At 69.1% G+C, this 23,842-nt stretch carries 21 protein-coding genes and 2 pseudogenes; 16 read left to right on the top strand and 7 right to left on the bottom strand.

The features are described 5' to 3' along the window. Nucleotides 1-28 precede the first annotated feature (28 nt). The gene (locus LG274_RS08315; protein WP_404463893.1) at nt 29-1,639 is read left to right on the top strand and encodes a glycosyltransferase family 87 protein; all 1,611 of its coding nucleotides are present in this window, start codon (nt 29-31) and stop codon (nt 1,637-1,639) included. On the opposite strand, the gene LG274_RS08310 is transcribed toward LG274_RS08315, so the two are convergent. Further along, nucleotides 1,531-1,860, bottom strand: coding sequence for a hypothetical protein (locus LG274_RS08310; RefSeq protein WP_298710855.1), 330 nt, complete (start codon nt 1,858-1,860; stop codon nt 1,531-1,533). The genes LG274_RS08315 and LG274_RS08310 overlap by 109 nt on opposite strands. Nucleotides 1,861-2,049: 189 nt before the next feature. On the opposite strand from LG274_RS08310, the gene LG274_RS08305 reads away from it, so the two are divergent. From LG274_RS08305 to rplI, 6 genes are all read left to right on the top strand, one after another. Beyond that, the gene (locus LG274_RS08305; RefSeq protein WP_298710857.1) at nt 2,050-3,480 is read left to right on the top strand and encodes a M18 family aminopeptidase; all 1,431 of its coding nucleotides are present in this window, start codon (nt 2,050-2,052) and stop codon (nt 3,478-3,480) included. Nucleotides 3,481-3,928: 448 nt separating this feature from the next. Beyond that, a complete protein-coding gene (locus tag LG274_RS08300; protein ID WP_298988211.1) occupies nt 3,929-4,894 on the top strand; it encodes an endonuclease domain-containing protein in 966 nt (321 codons plus the stop codon). Nucleotides 4,895-5,255: 361 nt separating this feature from the next. Further along, nucleotides 5,256-5,561: a 30S ribosomal protein S6 gene (gene rpsF / locus LG274_RS08295; RefSeq protein ID WP_248116767.1), complete on the top strand. Its 306-nt coding sequence runs from the start codon at nt 5,256-5,258 to the stop codon at nt 5,559-5,561. 58 nt (nt 5,562-5,619) lie between these two features. Further along, entirely contained in the window at nt 5,620-6,246 is a 627-nt protein-coding gene (locus LG274_RS08290; RefSeq protein WP_298714566.1) for a single-stranded DNA-binding protein, read from the top strand. A gap of 206 nt (nt 6,247-6,452) precedes the next feature. Further along, on the top strand, nt 6,453-6,692 hold the full coding sequence (gene rpsR, locus LG274_RS08285) for a 30S ribosomal protein S18 (RefSeq protein ID WP_002857788.1): 240 nt from the start codon (nt 6,453-6,455) through the stop codon (nt 6,690-6,692). Nucleotides 6,693-6,714: 22 nt separating this feature from the next. Next, nucleotides 6,715-7,179 carry a 50S ribosomal protein L9 gene (rplI, locus tag LG274_RS08280; RefSeq protein ID WP_248116771.1) on the top strand — a complete coding sequence of 155 codons (465 nt, stop codon included), beginning with the start codon at nt 6,715-6,717 and terminating at the stop codon, nt 7,177-7,179. A 122-nt stretch (nt 7,180-7,301) separates the two neighbouring features. Here rplI and LG274_RS08275 read toward each other — a convergent pair whose 3' ends face one another. Beyond that, nucleotides 7,302-8,492 carry a succinylglutamate desuccinylase/aspartoacylase family protein gene (locus LG274_RS08275; RefSeq protein WP_404466039.1) on the bottom strand — a complete coding sequence of 397 codons (1,191 nt, stop codon included), beginning with the start codon at nt 8,490-8,492 and terminating at the stop codon, nt 7,302-7,304. 89 nt (nt 8,493-8,581) lie between these two features. Beyond that, nucleotides 8,582-9,121 carry a RimK/LysX family protein gene (locus tag LG274_RS08270; RefSeq protein WP_248116773.1) on the bottom strand — a complete coding sequence of 180 codons (540 nt, stop codon included), beginning with the start codon at nt 9,119-9,121 and terminating at the stop codon, nt 8,582-8,584. 26 nt (nt 9,122-9,147) lie between these two features. Here LG274_RS08270 and rimK point away from each other — a divergent pair, with 26 nt between their 5' ends. Next, nucleotides 9,148-10,413: a 30S ribosomal protein S6--L-glutamate ligase gene (gene rimK, locus LG274_RS08265; RefSeq protein ID WP_248116775.1), complete on the top strand. Its 1,266-nt coding sequence runs from the start codon at nt 9,148-9,150 to the stop codon at nt 10,411-10,413. 78 nt (nt 10,414-10,491) lie between these two features. On the opposite strand, the gene LG274_RS08260 is transcribed toward rimK, so the two are convergent. Continuing rightward, the gene (locus LG274_RS08260; protein ID WP_404463888.1) at nt 10,492-10,932 is read right to left on the bottom strand and encodes an acyl-CoA thioesterase; all 441 of its coding nucleotides are present in this window, start codon (nt 10,930-10,932) and stop codon (nt 10,492-10,494) included. A gap of 145 nt (nt 10,933-11,077) precedes the next feature. Between LG274_RS08260 and LG274_RS08255 the strand changes: the two genes are divergently transcribed. From LG274_RS08255 to LG274_RS08240, 4 genes are all read left to right on the top strand, one after another. Next, nucleotides 11,078-12,355 carry an NADH:flavin oxidoreductase/NADH oxidase family protein gene (locus tag LG274_RS08255; protein WP_404463886.1) on the top strand — a complete coding sequence of 426 codons (1,278 nt, stop codon included), beginning with the start codon at nt 11,078-11,080 and terminating at the stop codon, nt 12,353-12,355. A 598-nt stretch (nt 12,356-12,953) separates the two neighbouring features. Further along, nucleotides 12,954-14,342 (top strand): replicative DNA helicase, encoded by a 1,389-nt coding sequence (dnaB, locus tag LG274_RS08250; RefSeq protein WP_404463884.1) that lies wholly within the window; start codon nt 12,954-12,956, stop codon nt 14,340-14,342. A gap of 20 nt (nt 14,343-14,362) precedes the next feature. Then, nucleotides 14,363-16,789 carry an SIR2 family protein gene (locus tag LG274_RS08245; RefSeq protein ID WP_404463882.1) on the top strand — a complete coding sequence of 809 codons (2,427 nt, stop codon included), beginning with the start codon at nt 14,363-14,365 and terminating at the stop codon, nt 16,787-16,789. Continuing rightward, a complete protein-coding gene (locus LG274_RS08240) occupies nt 16,789-17,295 on the top strand; it encodes a GIY-YIG nuclease family protein (RefSeq protein WP_404463880.1) in 507 nt (168 codons plus the stop codon). Before LG274_RS08245 ends, LG274_RS08240 begins: the two co-directional genes overlap by 1 nt. Nucleotides 17,296-17,424: 129 nt before the next feature. On the opposite strand, the gene LG274_RS08235 is transcribed toward LG274_RS08240, so the two are convergent. Then, a complete protein-coding gene (locus LG274_RS08235; RefSeq protein WP_404463878.1) occupies nt 17,425-17,589 on the bottom strand; it encodes a hypothetical protein in 165 nt (54 codons plus the stop codon). Nucleotides 17,590-17,900: 311 nt separating this feature from the next. On the opposite strand from LG274_RS08235, the gene LG274_RS08230 reads away from it, so the two are divergent. From LG274_RS08230 to LG274_RS08220, 3 genes and pseudogenes are all read left to right on the top strand, one after another. Beyond that, nucleotides 17,901-18,395 (top strand): hypothetical protein, encoded by a 495-nt coding sequence (locus LG274_RS08230; protein WP_404463876.1) that lies wholly within the window; start codon nt 17,901-17,903, stop codon nt 18,393-18,395. A gap of 461 nt (nt 18,396-18,856) precedes the next feature. Beyond that, a pseudogene (locus LG274_RS08225) lies at nt 18,857-19,231 on the top strand (alcohol dehydrogenase catalytic domain-containing protein); the annotation flags it as partial. A gap of 140 nt (nt 19,232-19,371) precedes the next feature. Beyond that, nucleotides 19,372-19,599 carry a GNAT family N-acetyltransferase gene (locus LG274_RS08220; protein ID WP_404466083.1) on the top strand — a complete coding sequence of 76 codons (228 nt, stop codon included), beginning with the start codon at nt 19,372-19,374 and terminating at the stop codon, nt 19,597-19,599. A 55-nt stretch (nt 19,600-19,654) separates the two neighbouring features. Here LG274_RS08220 and LG274_RS08215 read toward each other — a convergent pair whose 3' ends face one another. Together LG274_RS08215 and LG274_RS08210 are read right to left on the bottom strand one after the other, a co-directional pair. Further along, nucleotides 19,655-21,565 carry a DUF262 domain-containing protein gene (locus LG274_RS08215; RefSeq protein WP_404463874.1) on the bottom strand — a complete coding sequence of 637 codons (1,911 nt, stop codon included), beginning with the start codon at nt 21,563-21,565 and terminating at the stop codon, nt 19,655-19,657. A 284-nt stretch (nt 21,566-21,849) separates the two neighbouring features. Next, nucleotides 21,850-22,143: pseudogene (locus tag LG274_RS08210) on the bottom strand (long-chain fatty acid--CoA ligase); the annotation flags it as partial. A gap of 99 nt (nt 22,144-22,242) precedes the next feature. Between LG274_RS08210 and LG274_RS08205 the strand changes: the two are divergent. Further along, nucleotides 22,243-23,817 (top strand): ATP-binding protein, encoded by a 1,575-nt coding sequence (locus LG274_RS08205; protein ID WP_404463872.1) that lies wholly within the window; start codon nt 22,243-22,245, stop codon nt 23,815-23,817. Nucleotides 23,818-23,842 lie beyond the last annotated feature (25 nt).

Here is a 23,842-nt window from a genome sequence, read left to right as displayed (position 1 = left end):
TGTCCTCCGCGCTTCCTAGGATGGGAGCATGAGCCCGGCCCCGGCGCACGCCGCCACCCCTGACGAGCCGCCCACGCATGCCCTCTCCGGGCCCTCCCGGGAGGCCTCCGAGCAGGGCCGTGGCGCCGCCGCGCGTTCCGCTGAGGGCGCACACGCGGCGGCCTCGGCGGCGCGCATCGGGCGCGGGGCGGGCCGGTTCGCCCTCCCCGGGGGCCTGGCCGCGAACGGCCCCGGCCGGGGGACCGGATCCTGGGCCTCGCCCGCGGCCCTCGCCGGGCTGCTGGTGGCGCTGGCCGCCGTCGTGAGCCTTCTGCAGAAGGCGCCGTGCCTGTTGAACGGCTGGGGCGCGCCCAACGTGTACTACGCCGGGTGCTACTCGGACTGGGCGGCGCTGTACGGCGGGCGGGGGTTCGCGGAGAACGCGTGGGCGCCGTTCGCGGCCGGGTCCACCTTCGAGTACCCCGTGCTGATGTCCCTCGTGGGGTCGGTGATCGCGCAGATCACGCAGGGGCTCCCGTTCGACGCCGAGCAGGGCACGCTCGTGTTCTGGATCGTGAACCTGCTGTTCGTCACGGGGCTGTGGGCCGCCGTCGCCGTGCTGACCGTGCGCACCGCGGGCCGCCGCTGGACGGACGGGCTCATGGTGGCCGTGGCCCCCGGGATCATCCTGGCCGGCACCATCAACTGGGACCTGTGGGCCGTGGCGCTGATGGCGTGGGGCATGTGGGTGTTCTCCCGCGGGCGGCCCGGCTGGGCGGGTGTGCTGTTCGGTCTCGGCGCCGCCACGAAGCTCTACCCGCTGCTCATCCTCGGGCCGCTGCTGATCCTGGCCGTGCGCTCGCGCCGCTGGGCGCCGTTCCTCACGGCGACGGCGGGCACCCTGCTCGCGTGGGCCGCCGTCAACGTGCCCCTCATGGTGGCCAACTTCGACGCGTGGTCCGTGTTCTTCACCTTCTCCGGCGAGCGCGGCCCCGGCCTGTCGAGCGTGTGGCACGCGTGGGACGTCGTCGCCGTCCAGGCCGGGTGGGGGAGGGTGCCGGCGGACTCCCTCTCCCTGTTGGCCTACGGGGCGTTCGCGGTGTGCTGCGCAGCGATCTTCGTGCTCGGCGTGCGCGCGCGGCACACCCCGCGCCTGGGGCAGCTGACGTTCCTCGTGGTGGCCGCGTTCGTGCTGACGAACAAGGTGTACTCGCCGCAGTTCGTGATCTGGCTGATCCCGCTCATGGCGCTGGCCCTGCCGCGCTGGAGGGACTTCTGGGTGTGGCAGACCGTGGAGGCCCTGCACTTCTTCGCCGTGTGGATGTACCTGGCCAAGACCGCCGCCGGCTCCATGCCGCAGCACTCCATGGACGACTCCGTGTACGTGGCCGCGATCCTCGCCCACATGCTCGCCGTCCTCTGGCTCTGCGCCCGCGTGGTGCGGGAGATCCTGCACCCGGAGGAGGACCTGGTGAAGCAGTCCGAGGGCGCCGGTCCCGACGCCGACCCGCTCGCCGGCGCGTTCGGGACACCCGGCGCGGTCGGCTCCGGTCAGGCGAAGTCCCAGCGGTGGATCGGGCAGTCGGGGGAGGGCTCGACGACGTCGGCGCCGGTGACGCCGGCACCCGCGCCGCGGCCGTCGGCGGCTCCGGCCGGCTGAGGGCACGCGCACACGGCGCCCGAGGCGGCGGTCGCGGCCTTCATCTGCGCCCGCCAGGCCGCGTTGGGGTCGGTGCCGGGGTCCACGGCGGGGGCGCCGGGGGTGCGGTGTGGGGCGCCGTCCCTGTCCCGGGCGAAGCCCATGCGAACGATCAGCCAGCCGCCCACGGTCCAGGCCACCATGAGGAACACCCCCACGGCCATGGCGGTCAGGATCTCCACGGCGTCTCCTCCTCGCTCGACGACGGCGACGCGCCCAGGCTACGGGGGCGGGGCGCGGGCGTGGGCGTGGCGCGGACGTGGGATGCCGGGCGCGGGGTGCCGGGCCGCGGGCCGCGGGCCGCCGGCCGTCAGGTGCAGGCAGGTGCCCGGTGCGGGTGCCGCGTCCGGGGTGCGCGGTACGGTCGGGACATGACCACCGTGACCCCGGACACCCCCGCGCTCTCCGCCCACCTGCAGGACCTGGCCGCGTTCGTGCAGGCCTCCCCCTCCAGCTTCCACGCCGCCGCCGAGACCGCCCGCCGGCTCGAGGCCGCGGGCTTCACCCGCCTGGACGAGGCCGCCGACTTCCCGGCCGCCCCCGGCGGGTACGTGGTGGTGCGTGACGGCGCCGTGATCGCCTGGATCGTGCCGGAGGGCGCGGACGGGAGTGTGGACAGGAGTGCGGCTGGACGTGCGGACGGGAGTGCGGCTGGACGTGCGGGCCGGGGCGTGGGCGGCGTTCCGACGTTCCGCGTGCTCGGCGCCCACACCGACTCCCCCGGCTTCAAGCTCAAGCCGCAGCACATGAGCGTGACGGCTGACGGCTGGGTCCAGGCCGGTGTCGAGGTGTACGGCGGGCCGCTGCTGAACTCGTGGCTGGACCGGGAGCTGCGCTTCGCCGGCCGGCTCGTGCTCGCGGACGGCACCCAGGTGCTGGCCGCCACCGGGCCCGTGGGCCGCATCCCCCAGCTGGCCGTCCACCTGGACCGCGACGTGAACTCGGACGGCCTGGCCCTCCAGCGCCAGCGCCACACGCAGCCCATCGTCGCGGCCGTGGGCTCGGCCGCCGGTGGGGACACCGCGTCCGTGCAGCTCGGCGGCAACGTGATCGAGCTGCTCGCGGCCCAGGCGGGCGTGGACGTGGCGGAGGTGCGCGGCGTGGACGTGGTGGTCGCGGACGCACAGGCCCCGGGGGCGTTCGGCGCCAACGGCGAGTTCTTCGCCTCCGGCCGCCTCGACAACCTCTCCTCGGTGCACGCCGGGCTGGCGGCCATGGAGGCCCTGGCCCCCGGTTCAGGCGAGGAGGGCGCCGGGGGTGCGGGCGGCGTCGTCGTGCCGGTGCTGGCGGCCTTCGACCACGAGGAGGTGGGCTCGGCCACGCGCACCGGTGCGGGCGGGCCGCTGCTCGAGGAGGTCATGGACCGCGTGCTGGACGCGCTCGGCGTGAGCGGCCAGGGGAGGGCGCGCTCGCGGGCGGGCTCGTGGCTGCTCTCCGCGGACGCGGGGCACCTCGTCCACCCCAACTACGCCGAGCGCCACGATCCCGTGAACCACCCGCGCGTCAACGCCGGCCCGCTGCTGAAGATCAACGCGAACCAGCGCTACGCCACGGACGCCGAGGGCGAGGCCGCGTTCGCGCGCTGGTGCGCGGCGGCGGGCGTGCCGTTCCAGACGTTCGTCTCGAACAACGACATGCCGTGCGGCTCCACGATCGGCCCCATCTCCGCCACGCGCCTGGGCGTGCGGACGGTGGACGTGGGCATCGGCCTGCTCTCGATGCACTCCGCCCGGGAGATGTGCGGCGCGCAGGACCCCGCGTGGCTGAGCGCGGCGGTGCGGGAGTTCTTCCGCGGGGTGTGAGCGGGAGGCGGGCCCGGAGTCCTGGGGCGGGGTGTGAGCGGGAGGCGGGTACGGAGTCCTGGGGCGGGGTGTGAGCGGGAGGCGGGGCGCGAGCCGGCGTGGTCCGGGCGAGGTGAGCGCGGCGCGGCATCAGCTGGGCGCAGTACTGCCAGGTAACCCCCGGCGTTGCTTGGCAGTACTGCGCCCAGCTAGTGGGCGGCTGGCCGGCGGTGCGTCCAGCCACCCGTAAGGCCACCCGTACGGCCACCCGTACGGCCACCCGTCCATCGACCTGTACGGCGGTCCCTTCGGCGGTCCGTTCGGCGGAGCATCCCGCCATCCGATCTGCCGGTGGGGAGACCTGGAGCCCTCGACGTCGGCTCCTGCACCGGCTCCGCGGGCCGAGTTCCTGTGCACAGATGGGCCGCGGGCATGCCGGCGAGGCGCTGCGCCGCGCTTCACTGCGGGAGTGAGTGATCCTCTCGACGCCCTGCCCGAGTCCGTGTTCCCCGTCGACCGCGCGGTGACGGCAGGTCTGACGACGAGCCGAGCGCGCCGGAGCGACCTGGAGGCCGCCGGCCGCGGGCTGCGCCGTCGTCGGGGATCCCCACCGGACCCCCTGCAGACCGCGATCGCGCATGCTCGGCGCGACCGCAGCCTGGTCCTCAGTCACAACACCGCTGCCGCCGTGTGGGGGATCTGGCTCCCTCATGGCGGCCAGGTGCGGCCGCACCTCTCACGCGTGCGGCCCGGAGCCCAGCCGCGGGTGAAGGGCGCGCACGGCCACCGGCTGCGCCTGGACCCGGAGCGGCATGTCATCACGCTGGGGCAGGACGACGACGCCTACTCCGTGACGAGTCCGGTCCGCACGTGGGCCGATCTCACCGCGAGCGGTCTGCCCGTGGAGGACCTGGTGGTGGCCGGGGACTCGCTCCTGCGCCGGGCCGACGGCCCCCGCGGCAGCCTGCCGAGGGGATGGAGGCACCCGCTGGCGAGTCGCACGGCGATGTGGCAGGGCGCGGAGGAGTGGCGCGGCCTGCGCCGGTGGAGCGTGATGGGAGAGGTGCTCGAGCGGGTCCGGGAGGGGTCGGACTCCCCGCAGGAGACGCGACTGCGGCTCCGTCTCGTCGAGGCAGGGCTGCCGGAGCCTGAGGTGAATCCCCCGGTGGTGCTCCTGCGCGACGCCCTGGGGCGGGTCCTGCAGTCCACGTCGGTGGACCTGTTCTACGAGCGCGCTCGCCTGGCGATCCAGTACGAGGGGGAGCATCACTTCACCCACGCCGCGCAGTACCGGCGGGACATGCGCCGCGACGAGGAGCTGCGGGATGCGGGCGTCGAGGTGCTGCGGGTGGACAAGGAGGTCTTCGGCCTCGCGGAGTGGCCGCGCTTCGTGGAGCGGGTGGCCCGGCTTCTTCGGCAGCGGGGCCACGCATGAGCAGGAGAGGCATGAGATGGGCGCGGTCGGAGCGCTGTCGTCAGGTGCGGGGCAGTCATGAGCGGAGCACCCATCAGCTGGGCGCAGTACTGCCAAGTAACCCCCGGCGTTACCTGGCAGTACTGCGCCCAGCTGATCGGCCCCCAGTTGATTGGCCCCCAGCTGATCGGCCCCCGGCGGATTGGTGCCCGGCGGATCGGCCCCCGGCGGATCGGTCCCCGGCTGATCGGTGCCCGGCACCTGCTAGACTCGATTGGTTCCCTGCGTGCCGCCGAAGAGCGCGGACACCCACGCGGGGACAAGCACAGAACCTCCTGCCACGGAGAGACCGTGGCCGCAAGCCCAGAGGAGGTGGGTTCGCATGCGTGCTTATGAGCTGATGGTGCTGATCGACCCTGAGGTCGACGAGCGCACCGTGGAGCCGACCCTCAAGAAGTACCTTGAGGTCGTCACCAACGCTGGCGGCACCATCGACAATGTCGATGTGTGGGGCCGTCGCAAGACCGCCTACGAGATCCAGAAGAAGTCCGAGGCCATCTACGTGGTCGTCAACTTCCACTCGGAGCCGGCCGCCACCCAGGAGCTGGACCGTCTTCTGAACATCAACGAGACGATCCTGCGCACCAAGATCATCCGTCCCGAGGAGCAGAAGGTCACCGCCGAGTGACCTCGTTCGTCCGGGTGTCCTGACCACCCGCCCGTTCCCGCGAACACCAGGAGTGACCATGGCCGGAGAAACCGTCATCACCGTGGTCGGCAACCTCACCGCCGACCCCGAGCTGCGCTTCACCCCGAACGGTGCGGCGGTCGCGAACTTCACGATCGCGTCCACCCCGCGCACGTTCGACCGTCAGACCAACGAGTGGAAGGACGGGGAGACCCTGTTCCTCCGCGCGTCGATCTGGCGTGAGGCCGCCGAGAACGTGGCCGAGACCCTCACCAAGGGCACTCGCGTGGTCGCCCAGGGCCGCCTCAAGGCGCGCACGTACGACGACCGCGAGGGCAACAAGCGCACCAGCTACGAGCTGGACGTGGACGAGATCGGCCCCTCGCTGAAGTACGCCACGGCCAAGGTCACGCGCTCTCAGCGCGGCGGCGGCGGTGGGTTCGGCGGCGGCCAGCAGGGCGGCGGCTTCGGCGGTCCCCAGCAGGGCGGCTCCGGCTTCGGCGGCAACGCCGGCGGCGGCTCCAACGACGGCGGCTTCGGCGGCGGTCAGCAGAGCGGCGGTCAGCAGGGCGGCGGCTGGGGCGGTCAGCAGGGCGGCGCCAACGCTGCTCCGCAGGACCCCTGGGCCGGCAGCGGCGGCGGCGGAGGATGGGACACCCCCTCCTCCAACGAGCCTCCGTTCTGAGCCGTCCCGCCACGGGACCGAAGGACACCGAGACGACTTCCGTCCGGGCGCACGTCGCCCGGAGGCCCGCCCCCCCGGCGGACCACCCCGAGCACCCCGGCACCGCCGGGGCGCCTCTCACGCGGCAGCGGCCCCTCCGGGTCGCCGCGTGATCCCATCCCGCAGAACCGTTCTGCGGGCTCCAGAGAACATTGAGGAGCACCACGATGGCGAAGGCTGAACTCCGCAAGCCCAAACCCAAGTCCAACCCGCTCAAGGCCGCCAAGATCACGGAGATCGACTACAAGGACGTGGCCCTGCTGCGCAAGTTCATCTCGGACCGCGGGAAGATCCGCGCTCGCCGCGTGACCGGCGTGACCGTCCAGGAGCAGCGCAAGATCGCCCAGGCCGTCAAGAACGCCCGTGAGGTGGCCCTGCTGCCCTACGCCGGCGCTGGCCGCGGCTGATCGAGCAGAGGAAGGAAGACAGATGGCAAAGCTCATCCTGACCCAGGAGGTCGCCGGTCTCGGCGCCTCCGGTGACGTGGTCGAGGTCAAGAACGGGTACGCCCGCAACTACCTGCTCCCGCGCGGTGTCGCCACCGTGTGGTCCAAGGGCGGGGAGAAGCAGGTCGAGTCCATGCAGAACGCCCGCGCCGCGCGCGCCGTGGCCAACCTGGAGGACGCGCAGGCCCTGGCCGCCAAGCTCCAGGGCGCCACGGTGAAGCTCGAGCGCACCGCCGGTGAGGGCGGCCGCCTGTTCGGCGCCGTCCAGGCCGCGGACGTGGCCGAGGCCGTCGAGGCCGCCGGCCTCGGCTCCATCGACAAGCGCACCGTGACCCTGCCGGCCCACATCAAGTCCGTGGGCACCCACCAGGCCCACGTGCGCCTGCACGAGGACGTCGTGGCCGTGATCGACCTGCAGGTCGTCGCCGCCAAGGCCTCCAAGAAGTGATCATCCGCTTCTGACCGATCGGCTCGCCGATCACCCCGACGCCGCCCCGGTCCGCTCGCTCGAGCAGGCCGGGGCGTCGTCGTCCCCCCATCCTGACGAGACGCCCGCACCTCCGGACGGTGTCAGCCCTCGTCGTCCTCGGCGGAGCGCCGTGCGGCCTCCGGGTCGCCCTCGGCGACGCGCGGGGGGAGGCGCCGGCCGCCGTCGGGGGTGGGGAACGTGGAGCCGGGCCGGCCGCCGAGCTCGCCGATGTGCACCAGCGCGTCCCCGCGGTGCACGAGCGGGGCCTCGGTGCGGCCGATCACCACGCCGGACAGCTCCGCCTTCACGTCCGAGAGCCGCCGGCCGAACGAGTTGTAGAGCGCGCCGATGCTCTCCCCGGCCCGCACCTGCTGGCCCAGGGTGACCTCGAGGTGCAGCAGGCCGTCGGCGCGGGCCCGCACCCAGCTGGAGTGCCACACGGTCAGGGGCGCGTCCTGCTCGCCGTCCACGACGCTGGCGTGCACGATCTCCGCGTCCTCGCCCATCGCGTCGAGGGCCTCGGGGACCTCGGTGGTGGCGTCGCCGAGGGGCACCACGACGTCGGCCGCCTGGGCCGCGTCCTCGGCCGACGCCGGGGGCAGCGCCACGCCCACGTCTCCGCCGTCGACCATGCCGAGCGCGGTGAGCACGCGCAGCACGCCGTCCACGCCGGGGGCGATCGCGTACTCGTCGAAGCGCCAGCCCTCGCCGGCCTCGTAGAGGAGCACGCGCGCGCCGGTCTCCCGGGCGGCGGCGCGCAGCGAGCCGTCGCGCAGCTTGGCGTGGAAGAGCACGGGCGCACCGAATGCCTCGGCGAGCTCCCGGGTGCGCCGGTCCTCCAGGTCGCAGCGGATCTGCGGGAGGTTGGAGCGGCGGTCGGCGCCGGTGTGCAGGTCGATCCCCACCTCGCAGCGGCTGATGATCTGCGTCATCATCAGGTGAGCGATCCGGGCCGCGAGCGAGCCGCGGGCCGCGCCGGGGAAGGAGCGGTTCAGGTCCCGGCGGTCCGGGAGGTAGCGGTCCCCGGCCATCACGCCCAGCACGTTGACGATCGGCACAGCCAGCAGCGTGCCGCGCATCCGGCCGGGGGAGAGGCGCTGCAGCACGCGGCGGATGACCTCGATGCCCACCACCTCGTCCCCGTGGATCGCGGCGGACACCCACACCGTGGGGCCGTCGTGCCGGCCGTGGAGGACGTGCACGGGAAGGGTGACCTCGGCGCCGGTGACCAGGCGGGAGATCGGCAGGGAGACCTCGCGGCGGTGCCCGGGGCGCACCTCCACCTCGCCCAGGCGGAAGGACTCGCGGGTGCGCCGCCGGCCGCGTGGGGCCCGGGTGGGCTCCGCGAGGGGCGCGTCGCCGTCGTGGCGGCCGGGTGCGCTCACAGCGCGCCCCGGTTGCGGCGGCGCACGCCGCGCGGCGGCTGGCCGCCCAGGTAGGAGGCGGCCGGGTCCACCAGGAGCCCGGCGGCGGCGAGGGTGGTGCGGCCCACGAGCATGCGGAAGCCCATCTCGTCGCGGTGGGTCAGCGTGACCTCGGCCTGCACGGTGCGGCCCATGAGCGTGAGCGGCATGACGACGACGATGCGGTCCTGGACGTTCCCGTTCGAGGAGCGGACGGCGCGCACGTCGGCGATCGGCATCTCGACCACCCGTGCGTCCGCGGCGGAGGTCTGCCACGGGTGCACCTCGAAGCGGACCCAGTCGCCGCCCTCGCGCTCGAACCGGCGGATGCCGAAGGCGTGCAGCGCGGAGGTGCGGGCGCCGGTGTCGATCTTCGCCTTGATCCACGGCGTCTGCGCCCCGGGCAGGCCCACCCACTCACGCCAGCCGACGCGGGCGCCGGGGGCGTCCGCGCCGCCGTCGTGACCGGTGTGGACACCTGCGGGGATGGACACCTGCGTGTGCTTAGATTCGGTCACGTGACCCATCTTCGCAGGAACACCCGATGAAGCTCGCGATCCTCTCCCGTTCCCCGCGCGCCTACTCCACCCAGCGCCTCAAGTCCGCCGCCCTCGAGCGCGGCCATGACGTGAAGGTGCTGGACACGCTGCGCTTCGGCATCGACCTCTCCACGGAGGAGCCGGACCTGACCTTCCGTGGCCGTCCCCTCTCCTCCTACGACGCCGTGCTGCCGCGCATCGGCAACTCGGTCACCTACTTCGGCACCGCCGTCGTGCGCCAGTTCGAGCAGATGGACGTCTACACGCCCAACACGGCCGCCGGCATCATGAACTCGCGGGACAAGCTGCGAGCCACGCAGATCCTCTCCCGCCACCAGATCGCCATGCCGGCCACGGTGTTCGTGCGCAACCGTGGCGAGGTGTCGTCCGCGATCGACATGGTGGGCGGCGCCCCCGTGGTCATCAAGCTGCTCGAGGGCACGCAGGGCATCGGCGTGATCCTGGCCCCCACGAAGAAGGTGGCCGAGGCGATCATCGAGACGCTGCACGGCACGAACCAGCAGGTGCTCATCCAGCGGTTCGTGGAGGAGTCCAAGGGCAAGGACATCCGCGCGCTCGTGGTGGGGGACCGCGTGGTGGCGGCCATGCGCCGCAGCGCCCAGGGGGACGAGTTCCGCTCCAACGTGCACCGCGGGGGGTCTGTGGAGCGCGTGGAGCTCACGCCCGAGTACGAGGAGACCGCCCTGCGCGCCGCCCACATCATGGGTCTGCGCGTGGCCGGCGTGGACATGCTCGAGGGCACGGACGGGCCACTGGTCATGGAGGTCAACTCCTCGCCCGGCCTGCAGGGCATCGAGGCGGCCACCGAGCTGGACGTGGCGGGCGCGATCGTGGACTACATCGCGGACCAGGCCGGCTTCCCGGACATCGACGTGCGCCAGCGCCTCTCCGTCTCCCGCGGCTACGGGGTGGCCGAGGTCGCGGTGCACGCGGGCTCGGAGATGGTGGGCGAGAGCATCGAGGACTCGGGGCTGCTGGCCAAGGACGTCCAGGTGCTCACGCTGCACCGCGGCACGTCCGTGTTCCCCAACCCCGCCGACTCCAAGGTGCTCGAGGAGGGCGACCGCCTGCTGTGCTTCGGCAAGCTGGAGAACATGCGCTCGCTCATCCCGGCGCGCTCGCGGCGCCCGAAGAAGGTGCGGAAGCTGCCGGAGAACCCCATCCTCGAGCCCGTGGCCGAGGAGGCGGCCGCCGCGCCGGCCGCGCCCGCGCTGTCCGCCACGGATCCGGGCACCGGCTCGGACGCCTGAGGGCCCTCCCGGGCACGACGACGGCGCCGCACCGTCCGGGAGCAGTTCACGCCCGGACGATGCGGCGCCGTCGTCCCGTCAGAGGTCCTGCGCGGCGCTCACCCCGGGGCGGTGCACCGCCTCGAAGGCCTCCCGCAGGGTCGGGGACAGCGGCGCGGTGGCGCTCATGTCCGCGGTGAGATGCACCATCAGGGCCTCGGCGGTCACGGCCACGGCGCCGTCCTGGATGAGCGCGTGCTGCAGCACGAACGAGGTGGTGCCGATCCGCGAGACCCAGACCCGGGCCGTCAGCGCGGGGGCGTACTGCACGGGGCGCAGGTACTCGAGGTGGAGCGTTCGGACCACGAGCGCGCCGCTGCCCGGCGTGAAGGAGTCGGCCCAATCGGCCAGCGCGCGCACCCGGGCCTCCTCCGCCAGCGTGACCAGCCGTCCGTTGTTCACGTGGCCGTAGGCGTCCTGGTCCGACCAGCGCAGCTGCAGCTCCGTCTCGAAGGGGGCGGGATCGTGGGCTGTGCTCATGCGCGGCACTCCTGAGGGTCGGCGGGCGCCCGGACGGGCGGGTCTTCAGGGGCGACGCTACGCCGAGCGTGAGAGGAACGCCCGGGCCGGCCGACGCCGTCGTCGCCGGGTGCCCGGTGCGGGTGCCGCGTGTCAGGGTGGGGGCATGACCGACGCGACCCCTGCCCCCACTCCCGACTCCGCTCCCACGACTGATCCCCGCGCCGCCGGCGCCCGCCTCGGCGCCCCGCTGACCCTGCCGAGCGGGGCCGTGCTGAAGAACCGCATCGCCAAGTCCGCCATGAGCGAGGCGCTCGCGGGCAAGGACCTCGCCCCCACCGTGGCCCACGAGCGGGTCTACGGGCGCTGGGCGCGCGGCGGCGCGGGCCTGCTGATCACGGGCAACGTGATGGTGGACGAGCACGCCCTGGGCGAGCCGGGCAACGTGGCGGTGGAGGACGGCCGGCACGCGGCCGCACTGCGCCGCTGGGCCGAGGCCGGCACTCAGGGCGGCGCGCACCTGTGGATGCAGCTCAACCATCCCGGCCGGCAGGCGCCGAAGTCCGTGATGCGCACGCCCGCCGCCCCGAGCGCGGTGCCCCTCGGCGGCTCCGCGGGCCGCTTCTTCGGCACGCCCCGCGCCCTGGAGACGCAGGAGGTGCGCGGGATCGTGGAGCGGTTCGCCGTCACGGCCGCCCACGCCCGGGCCGCGGGCTTCACCGGCGTGCAGATCCACGGTGCGCACGGCTACCTCGTCAACCAGTTCCTCTCGCCCGAGGCCAACCGCCGCACGGACCGCTACGGCGGGGACCTCGAGGGGCGCATGCGCTTCCTCGTGGAGATCTACGCCGCGCTGCGCGAGGAGCTCGGGGATGCCTTCCCGATCGGCCTCAAGCTCAACTCCTCCGACTTCTCCGAGGGCGGCCTCACGGAGGAGGACTCGCGGCAGGTGGCCCAGCGCATGGGCGAGCTGGGCCTGGACCTCCTCGAGGTCTCCGGCGGCTCCTACACCAGCCCCGCCATGATGGGCGGGAACAACGACGGCGGCACGTACTTCGAGCGGTACGCCCGCCGCCTGCGGGACGTCACCGACGTCCCCGTCATGCTGACCGGCGGATTCCGCTCCGCGGCGACGATGGCGGCGGCGCTCGCGGACGGGGTGACCGACGTCGTGGGCCTGGCCCGGCCGTTCGTGATCGAGCCGGAGCTGGCCGCCCGGGCGATCGCGGGGCAGGAGATCGAGGTGGAGCTGCCGCGCGTGAAGACCGGCCTCGCCGCCGTGGACTCCACGCTCGGGCCGGCACTGGCCCTGCCCTGGTACGAGCTGCAGCTGGCCCGGCTGGGGAAGGGGCTCGAGGCGCAGGATCGGATGAGCGCCGTCGCGCCGCTGGTCCACATGGTGCGGCAGCACGGCCCGGCGGCGCTCAGCCCGCGGCGGGGGTGAGGCCGCGGCGACGGGAGTGTCCTCCGGGTTAACAGGAGGTGTCAAGCTGGCTCTCCCCAGGTCAGGCGGGTTTGTCCACAGCGTTTGTCCACAGATGTGGACGGTGTGGATGGAATGCGGGCCAACCCCCGTTGCCAGAGGGGAGAGACGGGGGCAAGGGGGGCCTGTGTCAAGTCGACACCGCGCTCTCCAGGAGCGGAAGAATTTTCTTCTCCACAGTCATGGGGATGGAAAAACGCCAGGTCAGGCGCCGATTCTGGGAGGCGTCACAGGGCTGTCCACAGCGCCGTCCCCAGGGCGTCCACACGACACGCCGCAGAATCCACCCGTTGTCCACACTGCCTGTGGACAACGTGCTTGCCCGGCCCCCTGACCGCGCGTAGTGTCCCGAAGTATCCCCAACGCGAGAGCGGGTATTGGCCCCAGGCCCTCGAGCCAGGCGCGCATCCGCTTGCATGATCGTCGCGGCCGGGGGCCGCCGCATCCGCCTCTCGCAGGTGGGTGCGGCGGTTCACCGTGGGGACCAGCAGGATCAGGGGTCGGCGTGCGCCGGCCATGGGGGCCGCCGTCGTGGGGGCCGGGGAAGGGAGTCTCCGCAGTGACGGACAACTACGGAGACTCGGGCTCCTACGACGGCGGCCGTTCCACCGAGCGGTTCCTCCCGCCCCAGGACCTGGAGGCGGAGCGCTCGGTGCTGGGCGGCATGATGCTCTCCAAGGACGCGATCGCGGACGTGGTGGAGCTGCTGCGCGGCCATGACTTCTACCGCCCCAGCCACGAGATGATCTATGAGGCGATCATCGACCTCTACGGCCGCGGCGAGCCCGCCGACGCCGTCACCGTGGCGGACCTGCTGAACAAGCGCCAGGAGCTGAGCCGCGTGGGCGGCCCCGCCGTGCTCCACGAGCTCATCCAGTCCGTGCCGACGGCGGCCAACGCCAACTTCTACGCGGCGATCGTGGCCGAGAAGGCCATCCTGCGGCGTCTGGTGGGCGCCGGCACCAAGATCACGCAGCTGGGCTACCAGGGCGACGGCGAGGTCGAGGAGATCGTCAACGAGGCGCAGTCCGAGATCTACAAGGTGGCGGAGAACCGCCAGTCCGAGGACTACGTCCAGCTCTCCGAGATCATGGAGCACGCGGTCGACGAGATCGAGGCCGCGGGCAACCAGGGCGAGGGCATGACCGGCGTGCCCACGGACTTCTACGACTTCGACGAGCTGACGCAGGGCCTGCACGGCGGGCAGATGATCGTGATCGCGGCGCGCCCGGCCGTCGGCAAGTCCACGCTCGCGCTGGACTTCGCGCGGGCCGCGGCCATCCACCACAACATGGCCACCGTGTTCTTCAGCCTCGAGATGGGCAAGAACGAGATCGCCATGCGGCTGTTGTCCGCGGAGGCGACGATCGCGCTGCAGGACCTGCGCAAGGGCACCATCCGGGACGACCAGTGGTCCAAGATCGCGGCGACGGTGGGGCGGCTGAACGAGGCGCCGTTCTTCATCGACGACTCCCCGAACATGACCATGATGGAGATCCGCGCCAAGTGTCGGCGGCTCAAGCAGAAGAACAACCTCAAGATGGTGGTGCTGGACTACCTGCAGCTCATGAGCTCGGGCAAGAAGGTGGAGTCCCGTCAGCAGGAGGTGGCCGAGTTCTCCCGTGCCCTCAAGCTGCTGGCCAAGGAGCTGGACGTGCCGGTGATCGCCTTGAGCCAGTTGAACCGTGGCAGTGAGCAGCGGACGGACAAGCGGCCGCAGGTGTCCGATCTGCGCGAGTCCGGGTCCATCGAGCAGGACGCGGACATGGTGATCCTGCTGCACCGCGAGGACGTGTACGACAAGGAGTCCCCCCGCGCCGGCGAGGCGGACCTGATCGTGGCCAAGCACCGCAACGGGCCCACGAAGACCATTGTGGTGGGGTTCCAGGGGCACTACAGTCGCTTCAGCAACCTCGCTCAGGATGGCGGGGGGAGTGGTGGGTTCTAAGAGCTGTTACAGAATGGATCGTGAGCGAATTGATCTGGAATATTGACGAGTTTCCCTGGGACGACTTTTTTGACGGATTTTTTCGCAAGAAGTACACCCTCCTGATTGGTGCCGGATTTTCGCTCGATTCAACCAGTGCTGATGGCCGCCATCTCCCCGGGGGCTGGGAGCTGGGCCGCGAGATGTTTAGAGATTTTGGCCTGGATGAAGACTGTAGAGATCTCGAAACAGACCGTCTCTATGGACTAATAGAAAATTCCACCACGATTTCTGGAAAATCACGCGATACGTGGTTTCGGGAGAGATTCTTTGATACTAAACCCGCCTCCTGGGTGCACTTGCTCAAAGACGTCGGCTTTGAGGTTGCCTGGACATTTAACGTCGATGATGCCATAGAGCAATCCCTAGGATCATCGTGTGAATCTAGAACTTGGAAAGATACTAACGATGGCTTCAGGGACGGCAAGTTCCTTGTGGTCCATCTGCATGGCATTGCTAATCGTCCGGAGTCTATTGTGTTCTCGCGCGCTGAATACTCCGACATTATACGAGCACCACGATCACTATCCGCACAATTTAATGAGCTCATATCAGCGGGGCCAGTTGTAGTGTTGGGCGCGTCAATGTCAAACGAAGCAGATCTCGCCCGGGCGCTTAAGGAGCGGGACGACACGTCAAGCGGACCGTACCCTTCAATAATTGTTAGGCCGTCTGAGGCCAAGAGTTTCGAGCTTCGTGAATATGAGCAGTGGGGATTTGGGCATCTCCAAGTAAGTGCCGAGGAATTTCTTCGGAACATGATGAAGCGCCTTCCGGACCAGAAGGCTAGGTTCACTAAGGACAATTCCGGGGCAAGCACAGTTTCTCGAACGATCATGAAGTTCGTCCAACAGTGGCGCCTGTTTGGAGATGGCTTCGAGGTTCCTATGGGGGGAACTAATGTCCTGACGGGGGCGGAGCCTACCCTCAATGACGTTCGAAGGGGGATGACAGTCGATCGTGGACTGACGCGCGAAATTGAAGAGGCTCTATTGTCTAATGAGTCTAGGGTACTCGTTTCGGGGCCGCCGTTTTGCGGTAAGTCGACTGTAGTGATCCAGGCGCTCGATTCTCTAGCTCGCAAGGGTTGGAATGTATTTGCTTTTCGAGAGGAAGAGCGTATCGATCCCGGCGCCGTAATTTCCTACCTAGCTGATCAGCCGAATACTATTTTGTATGTCGATCATGCCGGCCTGTTTAGTGCGGATATTTCCGCAACTCTCGCAAAGGCAAACGAAGCCTCGATTCCGCTAAAGATTGTCTGCGTAGATAGAAACCTTCTATCGTCTCGTCTTGAGCGCTGGGGATCCTTTACTAAAGTACAGGTTCCGGGTGGGGTTAAACATACAACGAGAATCGACCTTTATGCCAAAATGAGAGAGCACGGCGTCCTCAATTCTAACTGGATAAGAAGGTCTGACGCTGCGGCCGAAAAGGAAATTGAAAGCCTCGGTGTACACGACTTCGCAAGCCTTATTAGTGAGTTCTTTACGGGGCGCGATTTGTCAGAGAGGGTCCAGGAGGATCTCCTTAAGCTTGATGTGAACGCCAGAAGTATTTATTTTGCCTGTGCACTGCTAGATCGGCCCGCTAAGGGTGCACGCATCGGCTGGATTTCCTCAATAGCTGCTGAATCTCCCAAGGGCGTTTTGCGGTGCATAGAAAAGAACCCCCACCTGAACCCTCTAGTGCGCGACAGGGAGGGCATACTTCAAGTAACAAATAAGAAACATGCAGAGCTTTTTTTGGAGAGAATTCGGGCGGAGCGCCCAAGCTGGATCTTCGATATTCTTATTTCTCTTTGTCGCGCCCTTTCTCCCACTCTTAATATTGCGGCCATTCAGAGCGGAACTCCTTCCTATAGGGCGTCTCAAGTCCTTATGGACGAGGAGAGGGTGACCGAATGGCTAGGCCGGAGGCGCGCGTTGGAGTTTTACGCGGATCTCGAGCAGCTTTTTGGATGGAACTCGCGATACTGGGAGCAGCGCGCCCTTTGTGCAAGTAGGGCTGGTGATAGTGTAGATGCACTGAGATTTGTGGATTTCGCTATTACCCGACACGAGGACGCCTTTGTTTACAATACGGCGGCGACGGTGCGTTTTCGGATTGCGTTGAAAAACTCAACGGCAGATAATTTTTGGGTAAATGTAATGAGGGCAATTGAGGACGTCTCTGCCGCTAAAAAAATGGCCCGTGACGATTCAGAGTACCCGTTTGTCACGTTTTTTGAAAACATGATCAAATCCGTTCAGAGGTCGAGGCTGTTGAAAGCGCCAATTCCATCCGAGGTTCGAAATCTGTGGACTGCCTGGTATGTAGAGGCAGGTCAAGCCTTGGCATTCAATGATGAAGTTGGCAGGAGTAAACTTCGTGAATTCTCAAAAAGGTGGATTGACCTACGTCTCTAATGGTCTTCAGGGCGGCCTCTGCGGGCCATCAAATAGGCGGTGAACCGCATTCCTCGGGAAGTCACGGAGGCCTCCTTTACATCAGCCAGACGGAGAAGAGCTTGGCGCGGCGGGACGTACGGCAGCACTTCGGGATCGGGAAGACGGGCCGGTCGGCCGTGCGGAGGACGTTCGCCGCGCCGCTGCGGGATGAGCTGCGCCTGCTACCTGTGCCGCGGGCGACGGTGCCGGTGAACTCGGCGGCGCTGGCCACGTTCGCGTTGACGGGGGAGTCGGAGGTCGAACTGACCGGGTGGATGACCGAGCACCTCGCGGTGCATGTCTGGACGCCTCCGTCGGACAGGGTGACGCTGGCCGCGGTTGAGCGCGGGGTGATCGCAGACCTGAACCCGCCGCTGAACCTGACACGCCGGTCCGCGGCCCCGCCTGAAAGCGGCGAGGGCGGCGACTCTAGTGGGCCCACGGTGATCCGAGGTCCTCGGGCATGGCGACAGTCCAGAGCGTAGCGCCGGGCCGCCCACGAGGTGTGGGCGTGCCGAACACTCGGCGCGGCATTGCGTGAGGCGTTGCCAAAGAAGGCGATTGCTCCGGCGGATGCGCACGAGGGCTGGGCGTGCGCGCGGGGCAGGGTGATGTCAGGGGGAGTCCTCGAAGTACGCCTCGGTGGCGGGGGCCTTCTCGAGGTCGTCATCGACGGCGTCCTGGTGGACACCAACCTCCCCTAGGACGGCCCGCTGGGAGACCGGACGGCCCAGGCGGCGCTGGCCGAGTCGCTGAAAGAACTGCTGTACCGTTTCCATGAAGCCACTGCAGACTGAGATTGGTTTGCGCCTTATTTGCCTGGCGCGCCGGGATCGGTATGCTCCCCGATATGACGACTCCCGTCCTTGATTCCCTTCGGACGGCGATCGACCGATGGACTGCAGCCGGCGAGCCCAAGGATGAGCCCACGATATGGAAACGGTTCTCGTGGGAGAAGGCGTTGGGGGATGCCGAACCTATTGGTGACCTGCTGGGTGGGTGGCCTGCTGTCCTGCACGGGGACCCGTTGACGCGTGAGAACGTCACGGAGTTGGCCGGGAAGGCTGCCGTCGATGACCGTGCCGCGTAGATGACGGCCTTTTTAGTTGCCATGATCGGGCGCTATGGCCGCGTGGGCTATGGCCCCTCACGCGTAGCCCAGATGATTGCCGAGCCCCACTTCCTCGATGGCCTCGCCGACCTGACCCGCGTGACCCTTGCGGAGGGCGGGGTTGGGGGATATCAGCGCGTGCGGGATGCTCGCCACAGTGAGAAGCGCGACCGAGGATTCCCGAAGCACTTGGGTCCAGCTCTTGGCACCAAGTACATGTACTTCCTCACCAAGGCCCAGCCGGTGAAGGGTCAGGAGGTCTCGCCCGTGCTCGATTCGGTCGTCCGCATGTGGTTTCGGAGGAGCGTCGACGTCGTGGCCGCGAATGTGGAAATCGGCGGCAACTGGGGCTACGCGGAGCGGTACGAAACCTATGTGACCACCATGCAGGCCCGGGCTGAAGAACGCGGCATCCCTGCCGACGACATCGAACGGCTCATCTTCGTCAGCTGCCAAGCCGAGGTGGGGGGTTAGTGGGCTGAGGCATGGGCCGATGCGCCCTCGGCGAGGGCTCAGGAGCTATTGGAACATCTCGCGACTCGGATCGCCGCCCTGGGTCTCCAGGACGAAGCTGAGGCGCATCTCGAGACACTCGCCGATCTGCTGCCAGGGGCCATTGAGGACAATGACGCAAGCGCTATGTGCCCGTGACAAGCACAGAACCCGGCTAGCGGCCGGTCCTTCTATGTGATTGCGCCACCGCGAGTCGCGAGTGAAATCCCGATGCCCTCTGCACAGTTCAGTGCCGTCAGGCGCCGCGTGGCTTCTATGCAACAACCTGACCAGGTCGTTGCGAATTCCGAGCATGGGTGAACGAAGTGACTAGGACTGCCACCCCGTTCACGCGGGGCCGCCGCCCCTCAGCCGTCGCCCCCGTGCCCGGCGGAGGAGGAGACTTCTCCGCGACATCCCCGGCTCAGACGAGAGGACCGACCATGAGCACCGAGACGCCCACCCCCACCGACCTCGAGATCCCCGCCACCATGAAGGCCGTCGTCATGCGGGCGCCGGGCGACGTCGTCGTGGAGACCGTGGAGACCCCGCGCGTCGTGAAGCCCACGGACGTGGTCCTCAAGCTGGCCGCCGCGTGCGTGCGCGGCTCGGACCTGTGGCCGTACCGCGGCCACAACGAGGTGGACCACCGGCAGATGGGCCACGAGTACGTGGGCACGATCGTGGAGAAGGACGAGGACGTGGCCACCCTCGAGCTCGGCGACTTCGTGATCGGCTCCTTCATGCTCTCCGACAACACGTGCGAGATCTGCCAGGCCGGCTACCAGTCCCGCTGCGCCAACGCGGGCTCGTACACGGGCAGCCAGGCGCAGTACATGCGCATCGAGCTCGCGGACGGCTCCCTCGTGAAGGTTCCCGGCGGCGAGCCCTCCGACCCGGACCGCCTGGCCGACTACCTCGCCGCCTCGGACGTGCTCGCACCGGCTGGTACGCCGCCGTGGCCGCGCAGGCCCGCGCCCTGCTGGACCTCGCCTTCACCGGCCTGGGCGTGCGCCGCGTGGAGGCGGAGGCCTTCGCGGACAAGGCGCCCAGCCTGCGCGTCATGGCCAAGGTGGGGCTGCGCCACGAGGGCACGCTCAAGGAGGAGCCGCTGCATCTCACCCGCGGGTGGATCGACGGCGTCACCTACGCGATGCTCGCCTCCGAGTACCGCGCGCAGAGCTGAGCCGTCTCCTCATGAGCCGGTCCGAGAGCGGTGGGCCAGTTCGCCTCCGATAGGATCAGAGGGTCCTGTCCGGTGTCGGCTCGCCCCCAATGGAGACACCGCCCGTCGATGCCGCTGGCTCATTGAAGTTCGCGGGTGCATCCGTTGATTCGGAATCAACGTTCCAGTCGCGAACGACGGACTTGCCCATGGCGCTCTCAATGAGGTCCACGAGTCGACGGCGACGATCCTGGAAGTAGCCGTCGAAGTCCCCTGCCCGGAGAAACGCCGGGTCAATCGCATGGGTCGCAATCTGCGCGTCCACCTGTTCCGCACTGAGGCCCTTCGCATCCAGGCGGTCGATGTAGACGGCGGGTGAGTCGCCCCGCAGGCGGATGTTTGTCTTCTTCGCCAGAGGAGTCTTGTTGATGATGCTCTCGCGTCGCCAATACTCGATCGCGTTGTCCTCGCACCACTTCTTGGGGAAGACATGATGGATGTCGACCTGCAGCTCGTCATACGACTGGAAGTCAAGCTTCTGATCCAACATCCAGTCCTTCACGGGGGTCTGCTGCGCCATGATCAGCGCGTAGACGCCCTTGTAGGCGGCGGACTGCCGTGAGCGCAGAGAACCGAGACGTGACTCCGCGAAGCTGGCGCGGATGATGGCCTCCGGAGTGGTAGAGCTCTTGGCCAGAGACCAATCGGGCAACTGCTCCGCGTCCTTGGCCAGCTGGGTCGTGATCGTAGACCCGTAGAGCTCGCCCAGAACTCCGCACCAGAACCATTGGTTCAAGCGCGCGCGCACCGCGTGCTCTTCAGCTCGCTCGCCCAGCAGGGTGGTGACGATCATCAACGAAACGACCTGCGAGCTGTACGGGATGCCCCGACTCTCGTGGATGTGGAGATCGCGGAGATGCCTGGCCACCCTAGGCAAGGCATCCCGCAGCTGAGGAGCCCAGGTCCGGTAGTCGTCCAGACTCATGCTGAGGATGTCTTCACGGCGGGCGCTGGTCTGGGGCACCTGCTTGCCCGTCTTGCCGGCGGCCAGGGCTGTGCGGCGCTTGGACAGGGTGATCAGCACGGAGACAGCCATGAGGAAGTCTGTGCTCCTCATTTCTTTGAGCACCGGGTGCTTGTGGAGCACCTCCTCGGTGCGCGCCCAGTCCTCAGCCAGACGGAAGTCCTCGCCCGTCTCCTTGAAGTAGGCGCCGTCGCCCGCGAAAGTGGCCGTGAGGAGCTCGAAGACGTCGAGGCGCAGACCGCCCGTGTTCACCTTCTCGAAGACGGTGGCGACAGCGTCCTTGGAGATGTCCTTGTCGAGTTCGATGGCGGGCACCTTGTACGTCTGCACGGACTGGGCCACGGTCGAGAGGAACTGCTGGGTGACGGCCATCCGCTCCGGGGCGCCCTGCTGGTAGCCCATCATCCACGCGAAGCAGCGTGCACTGTCGAAGAGGACCGTGGCAGGCATGAGTCCCGCCGCGTGCTGCTTCTCCTCCGTCGTCACATCCAGCACGACGTCTCGGCCGATGTTCCCCGTGACGATGCCCGAGTCCGGCAGAGACACGACGGCGTCCTCCTGTTCCCGGACATCGCCCAGTGCCTTGACCACGTCCACGAAGTATCGGCGCCTCAGCTTGTGATGGCGCGCGTCTTCCGTGTCCACCACGCCATCCCCCGTGAGGGCCTGCACCATCGATGTGGTGCGCTGCTGACCGTCCAGAAGAAGGAGTTCGGGCTCCTTCAGGCCCTCGTGGCCGATACCGGTGATGGGGCGCGGCTTGAAGCGGACATTATGACCTCCGGTCTTGAGGGTCATGATGACGCCCATGGGGTGCCCGCGGAGGATCGTGACCAGCAGGGACCGGATGCGCTCGTCGTCCCACCGATAAGGCCGCTGGAAGTCGGGAAGCTGAAGCTCGCCGCACTGAGCCTTGTTCAGCAGTTCGACGATCGTGTACTGGGGGGTCTGGAAGGTCGACACGGGATTCCATTCCGTCGAGGTCTCGGACCACGGGCGTATCGCGTGGGACGCGCCCTCCGGGAGCCGGGTTCATCCACCATGGCGCCCACGTGGTGAGTCTGAGCCTACTGAAAGCCGTCAGCGACCCCAGCGCTGTCGGCGCTCCCCGTGGCGTCGCCGATCGCGCCGTCGCCGCGCGCGGACCGCGCGTTTCGGTAAGAACCTGAGCCGACGGCCCAGGTTCTGACGGAAACCTGCGGTCCTGTGGACCAAGAGCCCGGGCCCTGCCCGGGGCCGGCCCCGCCTCACTGCGCCGTGGCCAGCTCCCGCTTGAGGATCTTCCCGGTCGCCGTCTTCGGCAGGCCGTCCATCGCCACCACGCTGCGCGGGTACTTGTACGGCGCTACTTGGGACTTCACGTGCGCGACGAGCTCCTCTTCGGTCGCGGTCGCGCCGGGCGCCAGCGTCACGTAGGCGGCCACCTCCTCGCCGAGCTCCGGGTGCGGCACGCCCACCACGGCGGCCTCCGCCGCCGCCAGGTGCTCGTAGAGGACCTCCTCGATCTCCTGCGGGCACACGTTCATGCCGCCGCGGAGGCGCACCTCGTCCAGGTTTTCGACGTCGCCGGGGTCCGGGTTGAACGGTCGTCACGGGAAGCGCCCGTCATGACACTGACACCATGACTTACAGTTGTCACTGTGAACTGGTCCTCTGATGATCTGACGGCCACCCTCGAAGCCCTCCGCGCGCGCCGTGGCGACACCACCTCGGTCGAGGTCAAGCGGGCGACGGGCGGCGTCCCTTCCATGCCGGAGACGCTCTGCGCCTTCGCCAACATGCCCGCCGGTGGAACCGTCGTCTGCGGCGTCGACGAGGCGCACGGCGAGTTCCGCGTGGTGGGCGTGCCCGACGTCGCCGTGCTGGAGGCGGGGCTCGTGGCCCAGGCGCGCGAGGCCGTCACGCCCAGTCCGACCCTCCTGCCCCAGGTCTTCCGCCTGGACGGGAAGGACGTGCTCGTCGCCCACGTGGTGCCCCTGCGCCTCACGGACCGGCCCGCCACGGTGCGAGGGCAGGCCTATCTCCGCCAGTCCGACGGCGACTACGTGATGCACGCGCACGAGCTGCGCATGCTGGAGGTCGCCAAGCTCCACGCCGACGAGCGCGTGGACTACGACGTCAAGCCCGTCACCGGGATGAGCGAGGAGGACCTGGTCCCCGAGCTCGTGACCGACTACGTGGCGGCCGTGCGCGAGCGGGACCGCCGCCTCCGTGACCGCACGCACCAGGAGATCCTCCGCCAGACCAACGTCCTCACCGCCGCCGGGGAGCCCACCCTGGCCGGCCTCTACGCCCTCGGCGACTACCCGCAGGGCCGCTATCCGGGGCTCACCGTCACCGCCGCCGTCCAGGTGCGCGGGGGAGAGGGGCAGGCGCGCAGCCGCAACCTCACGGACTTCACCGGCCCCGTCCCCGTGCTGCTCGACGAGGTGATGGCCTGGGTGCGCCAGAACCTCGGGACCGAGCACGTGTACCGCCCCGACGGTCAGCTCGAGCGCCGCCCCGAGCTCCCGCTCGCCGCCGTCCGTGAACTCCTCGGCAACGCCCTCGTGCACCGCGACCTCGGCCCCGACACCCTCGGCGCGGGCAAGGCCATCCAGGTGCGGCTCACGGACCGGGCCCTGTTCATCCAGAGCCCGGGCGGCCTCCGCGGAGTGTCACTCACCCAGCTCGAAAGTGACGAACACGCCCAGGCCGCCGTCAATCAGCGGCTGTACCAGATCGCCAAGAAGCTCACGACGCCGGACGGCGCCTCCGTCATCGAGGGCGAGGGCGGCGGCATCCACGAGGTGTTCCGGTCCGCTCGGCAGTGGGGGCTGGACCGGCCTCAGCTCATCGACACGGGCGTCCAGTTCAAGGCTCTGCTCTGGCGGCCGCGGCCCGAGGGGGTCCTGCCGCATCGGCGGGAGCCTGCCGTAGAGGTCGCGAGGACGTCTCCCGCGGAGGTGACGCCCGGGGCGAAGGCTGGGACACCGTCGTCGGCCGTGCCGTCCAGTTCCGTGCCGACTCGCCACGAGGGGCGCGTCCTCGGTGCCCTGGCCGCGGGGGAGGCGGTGGGCATCCGCGACCTGGAGGAGGCCACCATGCTGACCGCGCGGCAGATCCGCTACGCCCTGCGACGCCCCCTGGTCGAGGGGCTCGTGGAGATGGCCGGCGGGCAGGGCCACAAGGACACCCGGTACCGACTGGTGGCGGCCAGAGGGGCGGGAGACTGACACTGCCGCTCTTGAGAGCCCCCCT

This window comes from Micrococcus antarcticus (assembly GCF_044872765.1).
Classification (GTDB): domain Bacteria; phylum Actinomycetota; class Actinomycetes; order Actinomycetales; family Micrococcaceae; genus Micrococcus.
Note: the sequence above shows the minus strand (reverse complement) of the source record. Positions and strands in the feature narration are given on the sequence as shown.

Excerpts from the sequence above, each read along its gene's own strand:
- rpsR (WP_002857788.1), top strand. The coding sequence starts at position 6,453 with ATGGCGAAGGCTGAACTCCGCAAGCCCAAACCCAAGTCCAACCCGCTC.
- LG274_RS08230 (WP_404463876.1), top strand. The coding sequence starts at position 17,901 with ATGACGGCCTTTTTAGTTGCCATGATCGGGCGCTATGGCCGCGTGGGC.
- LG274_RS08235 (WP_404463878.1), bottom strand. The coding sequence starts at position 17,589 with ATGGAAACGGTACAGCAGTTCTTTCAGCGACTCGGCCAGCGCCGCCTG.
- LG274_RS08260 (WP_404463888.1), bottom strand. The coding sequence starts at position 10,932 with ATGAGCACAGCCCACGATCCCGCCCCCTTCGAGACGGAGCTGCAGCTG.
- rplI (WP_248116771.1), top strand. The coding sequence starts at position 6,715 with ATGGCAAAGCTCATCCTGACCCAGGAGGTCGCCGGTCTCGGCGCCTCC.
- rimK (WP_248116775.1), top strand. The coding sequence starts at position 9,148 with ATGAAGCTCGCGATCCTCTCCCGTTCCCCGCGCGCCTACTCCACCCAG.
- LG274_RS08240 (WP_404463880.1), top strand. The coding sequence starts at position 16,789 with ATGGTCTTCAGGGCGGCCTCTGCGGGCCATCAAATAGGCGGTGAACCG.
- rpsF (WP_248116767.1), top strand. The coding sequence starts at position 5,256 with ATGCGTGCTTATGAGCTGATGGTGCTGATCGACCCTGAGGTCGACGAG.
- LG274_RS08255 (WP_404463886.1), top strand. The coding sequence starts at position 11,078 with ATGACCGACGCGACCCCTGCCCCCACTCCCGACTCCGCTCCCACGACT.
- LG274_RS08315 (WP_404463893.1), top strand. The coding sequence starts at position 29 with ATGAGCCCGGCCCCGGCGCACGCCGCCACCCCTGACGAGCCGCCCACG.
- LG274_RS08305 (WP_298710857.1), top strand. The coding sequence starts at position 2,050 with ATGACCACCGTGACCCCGGACACCCCCGCGCTCTCCGCCCACCTGCAG.
- LG274_RS08290 (WP_298714566.1), top strand. The coding sequence starts at position 5,620 with ATGGCCGGAGAAACCGTCATCACCGTGGTCGGCAACCTCACCGCCGAC.